Genomic DNA, 616 nt, shown 5'->3' on the forward strand with positions numbered 1-616 from the left:
GCGAAACGGTCGTCGGTTGAGCCTGTCCAGCAGCGCCGCGATGGCTGTGTTGAGTTCGTCCAGGGAGAAGAACTGGCGGTTCCTCAGCGCGGCGAGGATCCAGCGCTCGACCACCTGCACGCCGACCTCGGCCTTAGCCTTGTCGCGCGGCTTACGCGCCCGCGCCGGCACCACCGCCACGCCATAATGCTCGGCCAGATCGCGGTAGCTCGGGTTGATGTCCGGCTCGTAGCGATGGCTCTTGCTCACCGCGCTGCGCAGGTTGTCCGGCACCACGATCTCCGGCACGCCGCCGAGGAAGGCGAAGCAACGGGTATGCGAGCCTAGCCAGTCCGGCAGCTGCTGCGACCAGGTGGCTTCGGCGAAGGTGTAGCTGGACGCGCCAAGCACCGCGACGAACACCTGCGCCTGGCGGATCTCGCCGCTGTGGCGGTCGATAACCGGCACCGTCTGGCCGGCATAGTCGACGAACAGCTTCTCGCCGACGCGGTGCTCCTGACGCATCACCACGTCCAGCTTGCCCTGCCAGGCTCGGTAGTGCTCACAGAACCAGCTGTACTGAAAGCCCTGAGGCTGGCTCAGGCGGTACTCCTGCCAGAGCAGCGCCAGGGTTACG

Annotated in this window: 1 protein-coding gene; it reads right to left on the reverse strand. The window is 66.7% G+C overall.

The features are described 5' to 3' along the window. The coding region (istA, locus tag N5J71_RS22355) for an IS21 family transposase (RefSeq protein ID WP_279917669.1) at positions 1 to 616 on the reverse strand (616 nt) is incomplete at both ends.

The organism is Ectopseudomonas oleovorans, from assembly GCF_029845265.1.
Taxonomy (GTDB): domain Bacteria; phylum Pseudomonadota; class Gammaproteobacteria; order Pseudomonadales; family Pseudomonadaceae; genus Aquipseudomonas; species Aquipseudomonas oleovorans.